This window comes from Brevundimonas sp. CURTG3B2_SDJG (assembly GCF_057364705.1).
On sequence record NZ_JBNFOJ010000206.1, the window covers coordinates 1 to 5,103 of the forward strand.

6 protein-coding genes and 1 pseudogene are annotated in these 5,103 nt (G+C 71.6%); 4 read left to right on the forward strand and 3 right to left on the reverse strand.

Annotated elements, in window-relative coordinates; translation table 11 throughout:
* The coding region (locus AC2W7C_RS13165) for a glycosyltransferase (protein WP_486001845.1) at positions 1 to 244 on the reverse strand (244 nt) is incomplete at its 3' end.
* 88 nt (positions 245 to 332) lie between these two features.
* Between AC2W7C_RS13165 and AC2W7C_RS13170 the strand changes: the two genes are divergently transcribed.
* From AC2W7C_RS13170 to AC2W7C_RS13180, 3 genes and pseudogenes are all read left to right on the forward strand, one after another.
* Positions 333 to 1,766 carry an ArnT family glycosyltransferase gene (locus AC2W7C_RS13170; RefSeq protein WP_486001846.1) on the forward strand — a complete coding sequence of 478 codons (1,434 nt, stop codon included), beginning with the start codon at positions 333 to 335 and terminating at the stop codon, positions 1,764 to 1,766.
* 122 nt (positions 1,767 to 1,888) lie between these two features.
* Complete coding sequence (locus AC2W7C_RS13175; protein ID WP_486001847.1) at positions 1,889 to 2,026, forward strand: hypothetical protein; 138 nt, start codon at positions 1,889 to 1,891, stop codon at positions 2,024 to 2,026.
* Positions 2,023 to 2,940, forward strand: a pseudogene (locus AC2W7C_RS13180) (hydroxymethylglutaryl-CoA lyase). The gene AC2W7C_RS13175 and the pseudogene AC2W7C_RS13180 overlap by 4 nt, the downstream one beginning before the upstream one ends.
* A 7-nt stretch (positions 2,941 to 2,947) precedes the next feature.
* On the opposite strand, the gene AC2W7C_RS13185 reads toward AC2W7C_RS13180, so the two are convergent.
* Complete coding sequence (locus AC2W7C_RS13185) at positions 2,948 to 4,045, reverse strand: winged helix-turn-helix domain-containing protein (RefSeq protein WP_486001848.1); 1,098 nt, start codon at positions 4,043 to 4,045, stop codon at positions 2,948 to 2,950.
* 87 nt (positions 4,046 to 4,132) lie between these two features.
* Between AC2W7C_RS13185 and AC2W7C_RS13190 the strand changes: the two genes are divergently transcribed.
* On the forward strand, positions 4,133 to 4,684 hold the full coding sequence (locus AC2W7C_RS13190) for a hypothetical protein (RefSeq protein ID WP_486001849.1): 552 nt from the start codon (positions 4,133 to 4,135) through the stop codon (positions 4,682 to 4,684).
* Positions 4,685 to 4,687: 3 nt separating this feature from the next.
* Here the strand turns inward: AC2W7C_RS13190 and AC2W7C_RS13195 are convergent.
* The coding region (locus AC2W7C_RS13195) for a hypothetical protein (RefSeq protein ID WP_486001850.1) at positions 4,688 to 5,103 on the reverse strand (416 nt) is incomplete at its 5' end.

Genomic DNA, 5,103 nt, shown 5'->3' on the forward strand with positions numbered 1-5,103 from the left:
CGGTGCGCACCGCGCGGCTCTGGCCGGCGTTGGAGCCGTGGCTGAGCACGCGCAGGGCCGGCAGTTCGCCCTGCAGGGCGCGAAGCTCGGCCAGGGTGCCGTCTCTGGAGGCGTCGTCGACGAACACCATCTCGAACGACCGTCCCGCGAAGGCCTCGGCGATCTCGCGCGCCAGGGGCCCGGCGGCGCCCTCCTCGTCATGGACGGGAACGACGACGGAAATCTCGGGGACGGCTTCGATCATGGTTCCGGTCTAGCCGGTTTCGCGGCCCGACGGGAGGGCCGCTCGGCAGGCCATGACGCGCGGTGAAACGCCGTGTTAGGAAGACGTCATGATGCGCCCCGACCTCGATCGTTTCATCGCCGGCTGGCGCGGACCCGTGCTGGCGATGCTCGTCGCCCTGTTCGCAGGCTTGCCGGTGCTGATGCTGCTGCCCCCGCTGGACCGGGACGAGAGCCGCTACGCCCAGGCCACCTCGCAGATGCTGGAGAGCGGCGACTACGTCGATATCCGCTTCCAGGACGAGCCCCGCTGGAAGAAACCGGTCGGCATCTACTGGATGCAGGCCGCCGCCGTGGCCTTGACCTCGAAGGTCGAGGACCGGGACATCCAACCCTACCGCATCCCGTCGATCCTGGGCGCCCTGATGGCGGCGGGCGCCGTCGCCTGGGCCGGCGCGGCGATGGTCGGCCAGAGGGCCGGCTTCCTGGCCGGCGCGGCGCTGGGCGCGACCTTCCTGCTATCGACCGAGGCCGGGATCGCCAAGACCGACGCCATGCTGTGCGGGGCCGTGACCCTCGCGATGGCGGGGCTGGCGCGGATCTACCTGACGTCCAGGGCCGGGGAGGCGCCGCGAAGGCCGCACAAGCTGATCTTCTGGCTGGGCTTGGGATTGTCGATCCTCGTCAAGGGGCCGATCGGCCTGATCGTGGTCGCGCCCGCCATGCTGCTGCTGTCTCTATGGGACCGCGACGCCGGCTGGCTGAAGCGGCTGGGCTGGGGCTGGGGCCTGCCCCTTGTGGCGCTGATCGTCGGCCCCTGGGCCATCGCCATCACCATCGCCACCGACGGCGGCTTCTGGCGCGAGGCGATCGCCGGCGACCTGGCGCCCAAGATCGCCGGCGGGCACGAGAGCCACGGGGCTTGGCCAGGCTACTACCTGCTGCTGGCGCCGGTGCTGTTCTTCCCCGCGACCCTGCTGCTGCCGGCGGCCCTGTCGACGGGCTGGAGCCGGCGCGCCGAACCGGCGATCCGCTTCCTGGTCTGCTGGCTGGTTCCGGCCTGGCTGATCTTCGAGTTGACCCCGACCAAGCTCGCCCACTACACCCTGCCGACCTTCGGCGCCCTGGCCCTGCTGGCCGCCGCCGCCCTGACCCGGCCGATCGGCCAGTGGTCGCGTTACATCGGCGCGGGCCTGACGGTCTTCGTCGGCGCCCTGCTGGCCGTCGGGACCGTCTGGCTGTTGACCGAGTACGGCAAGTCCACGGCGCAGACCTGGGCGACGATCACCATCGTCTTCGCCGTCCTGGCCGCGCTGATCGGCGCGTTCCTGCTGCTGCACCGCGCCGCCGTCACGGCCCTGATCGCCTCGATCGCCCTGGGCGTGGTCGCCCACGGGGCGCTGGCCGGAACGCTGCGCCAGCTGCGGCCGCTGGCCGTTTCACCCCAGTTGGAGAAGATGTTGGTGAGAGCCGATCTGCATCCCCGCCAGGCGCCGGCCCAGTCGCGATCGCCGGATATCATGAGCCCAGCTTCGTCTTCCTGACCGGACGCGAGACCGAGCTGACCGACGCGCAGGGCGCGGCCCGCGCCCTGGCCGAAGGCCGGCCGGCGATCGTCGAGGAACGCCAGGCCGAGGCCTTCCATGACGCCGAGACCGCCATCGGCGTGACCGGCCGGTCGGTGGGCGTGGTCAACGGGCACAACTACTCGCAGGGCGACGACGTCAGCCTGACCGTCTACGCCCCGCCTGGCGCCGGGACGCCGACGCCGACGCCAAACTCCGGCCGAGGCCCGGCCCGGTGACCCGGCGCATCACCATCGTCGAGGTCGGCCCCCGCGACGGCCTTCAGAACGAGAAGGCGGTCCTGGAGCCCGCCGTGCGCGCCGACCTGGTGCGGCGGCTGGAGACGCGGCGCCGCCGGATCGAGGCGGTCAGCTTCGTCCACCCGAAATATGTGCCCCAGATGGCCGGCGCCGAAGAGGTCATGGCCGCCCTGCCCCCCGAGGCCGGCCGCAGCCGCATCGGCCTGGTTCTGAACGGCAAGGGCTATGACCGCGCCTTGGGAACGAGCGTGGACGAGGTCAACGTGGCCATGTCGGCCACCGACGGCTTCGGACTGAAGAACCAAGGCCTGACGGTGGACCAGCAGGTCGGCATGCTGGCCGACATCGTGGCGGGGCGGGCGAACGCCGGCCGGCGCGCCGGGCGCCGCGCCTCCCTGTCCGCCACCCTGTCCTGCGTCTGGGGGCTGCCCGTTCGACGGCGAGGTGTCGACGCAGCAGGTCGCGGACCTGGTCGGCCGGATCGCCGAACTGGGCGTGCCCGAGATCGCCCTCGCCGACACCATCGGCGTGGCGACCCCTGGGCCGTGACCCGCAAGGTCGAGGCGGCGCGCAAGGCCGCGCCCGACGCCGTCCTGCGGCTGCATTTCCACGACACCCGCAACACCGGCCTGGCCAACGCCTACGCCGGGGTCGAGGCCGGAGTCGACGTGCTGGACGCCTCGGTCGGCGGTATCGGCGGCTGCCCGTTCGCGCCCGGCGCCACGGGCAACATCGCCACTGAGGATCTGGTCTACATGCTGGAGCGGGCCGGGTTCGAGACCGGCTACGACCTGGACGCCCTGATCGGGACCGCCCGCTGGATCGGCGAGAAGATCGGCCGCCCCGCGCCGAGCGCGCTGAGCCGCGCCGGAGGCTGGCCGAAGACGGCCTGAACGACCTTCAGGCGCAGTCATCTCCGAGGCTTCGCCGGGCCAGGATCATCGCGGCGACGACGCTGGCGCCGAACAGCAGGCCCTCCAGGCTGGCGCTGACGGTGCGAGAGATCGGGCCCAGACCCGCCTCGCCGAACAGAGCGCTCAGCTGGACCAGCTGGAGTTGAGATTCAGGGAAGCGCGCCGCCAGCTGATCCAGGCTGCCCGCCATCAGCCGCCCGCCCGCCAGGCTGAGGAGCAGACCCGCGACGGCGCTCGCCAGACCCGCGGCCACGACGCCGCGACGCAGCCGACCACCGCTCAGCCAGGCGCCCAGGCCGACCGCTCCTCCCAAGAGCAGACCTTCGCCCGGCCGCGTGATCCGGCCCGGCGACTGGCCGAACAGAAGGGTGAAGGCGTCCGCGCCCACCAGCTTGACCACCCCGCCCACGACCAGCCCGCCGAGCGCGCCGCCCAGGACGCTCCACGGGCCCAGGCGCGCCGAACGGAAGTTCGCCGCCGCGATACCAAAGCCGACGCCCGCGCCGCCGACCAGCCCGACCCATAGCGTCAGGCCGGCCAGCACCAGCAGCACCGAGGCGGACCCCATGTCCCCCGCCTGAGGACCGGCCGCTCCGATCAGGCCGTAGATCAGCCCTCCGACCAGGCCCGCCGCGCCACCGCCGGTCATTCCCGCCGAGCCCAGCAGTCCGAACCGCTTCCAGGATTGAGCGGGCCGAGCCCCGGCGTCGGCCAGGCCCGGCGCCATAGCCTCATCCCCGGTCCGCTCGCCTCCAATCCGCTCGACCGAGGCGATGAACCGGTAGCCGTGCTTGGGCGCGGTCTCGATGAAGCGGGGGCGCGCGGCGTCGTCGCCGAGCTGCCTGCGGAGCGTCCGGATGCACTGGGTCAGCGCCTCGTCGGTGACCGGGACGCCCTTCCAGACCTCGGCCATGAACCGGTCCTTGGACACCAGCCGTCCGGCCTCGCCGACCAGCAGCGCCAGCGCGTCGAGATAGCGGCTGTTCAGCTCCACCGTCGTCCCGTCGCGCGTCAGGCGGCGGTCGGCCGGATCCAGGGTGTAGCGGTCGAAGCGATAGCCGCCCCCTGCGTCCTCAGGCGTCATTTTTCAGCAGGACCTCAGAACTTGCTCATGCCGCTCAGCGCCGCCTCGGGCACGCAGGAAACCTCAAGCATGCAAGGAGGCAATGCAATGACGAATACGGTCGAGCCCCGGAAGGGCGGTCTGGTGGGATGGCGGATCGCCGCGTGGGTCGGGGCGGGGCTGATCCTGCTGCTGCCGCTTGTCGCGATGCAGTTCACCAGCGAGGTGAACTGGACGACGTTCGACTTCGTCATCGCTGCGATCATGCTCGGCGCCCTGGTCGGGGCGTTCGAGCTGGTGGTGCGGCTGTCGGGCAGCATGCCTTATCGGGCCGGGGTAGTGGTCGCGGCCGGAGCGACCTTCCTGATGGTCTGGGTCCAGGGCGCCGTGGGTCTGGTCGGGTCCGAGAACGACCTCTTCAATCTGCTGTTCCTGCTGCCGCTGTTGGTCGGCGCGGCCGGCGGTTTCATCGTCGGGTTCAAGGCCCGAGGCATGGGCCGTGTGCTGATCGCCATGGCCGTCCTGCAGGCGGTCACGCTGGTGGTGGGCTATGCGGTCACCCGCGACACGGACGCATTCCTGATCGGTTTCTGGGTCTTCGCCTGGGGCCTGTCGGCCTGGCTGTTCGGCCAGGCCGCCCGGATCGCCGCGACCGACTGAACTTCAGCCGGGGATGGGGCCCATCGGCCAGTCGCCCAGGCTTTCGATGTCGTCTGGTCGGGTGGGGCACACGCCGTCCAAGGTGAAGGCCTTGCCGCCGTCGATGTACCAGTCCGAGCCGCCATCCAGATTCCGGTAGCAGACGGCGCCCTTGGAGCCGTCGTCCGCGATCAGGATCGACCAGCCGTCGACGCCGCCGCCGCGCGGATCGTAGCCGGAGGCGATCAGACGGCGCCCGGCCCGGCGCACCGGCGTGACCACCTGATCGTCCTGGGCCATCAGCTCCGCCACCGAAGCCGGGGCGCCCGAAGCCGCGACGATCGCCCGCACCGCGGGGTGGTTCACGAAGGTGACGTTCTGGACCGGCTCATTGGGATACTTCCGGTCGTAGGCCGACAGGGCGGGCGCGCCGCGCCTGC

Bases quoted from the DNA above. Each gene is read 5' to 3' on its own strand.
- AC2W7C_RS13170 (WP_486001846.1), top strand. From the start codon at position 333: ATGATGCGCCCCGACCTCGATCGTTTCATCGCCGGCTGGCGCGGACCC.
- AC2W7C_RS13185 (WP_486001848.1), bottom strand. From the start codon at position 4,045: ATGACGCCTGAGGACGCAGGGGGCGGCTATCGCTTCGACCGCTACACC.
- AC2W7C_RS13190 (WP_486001849.1), top strand. From the start codon at position 4,133: ATGACGAATACGGTCGAGCCCCGGAAGGGCGGTCTGGTGGGATGGCGG.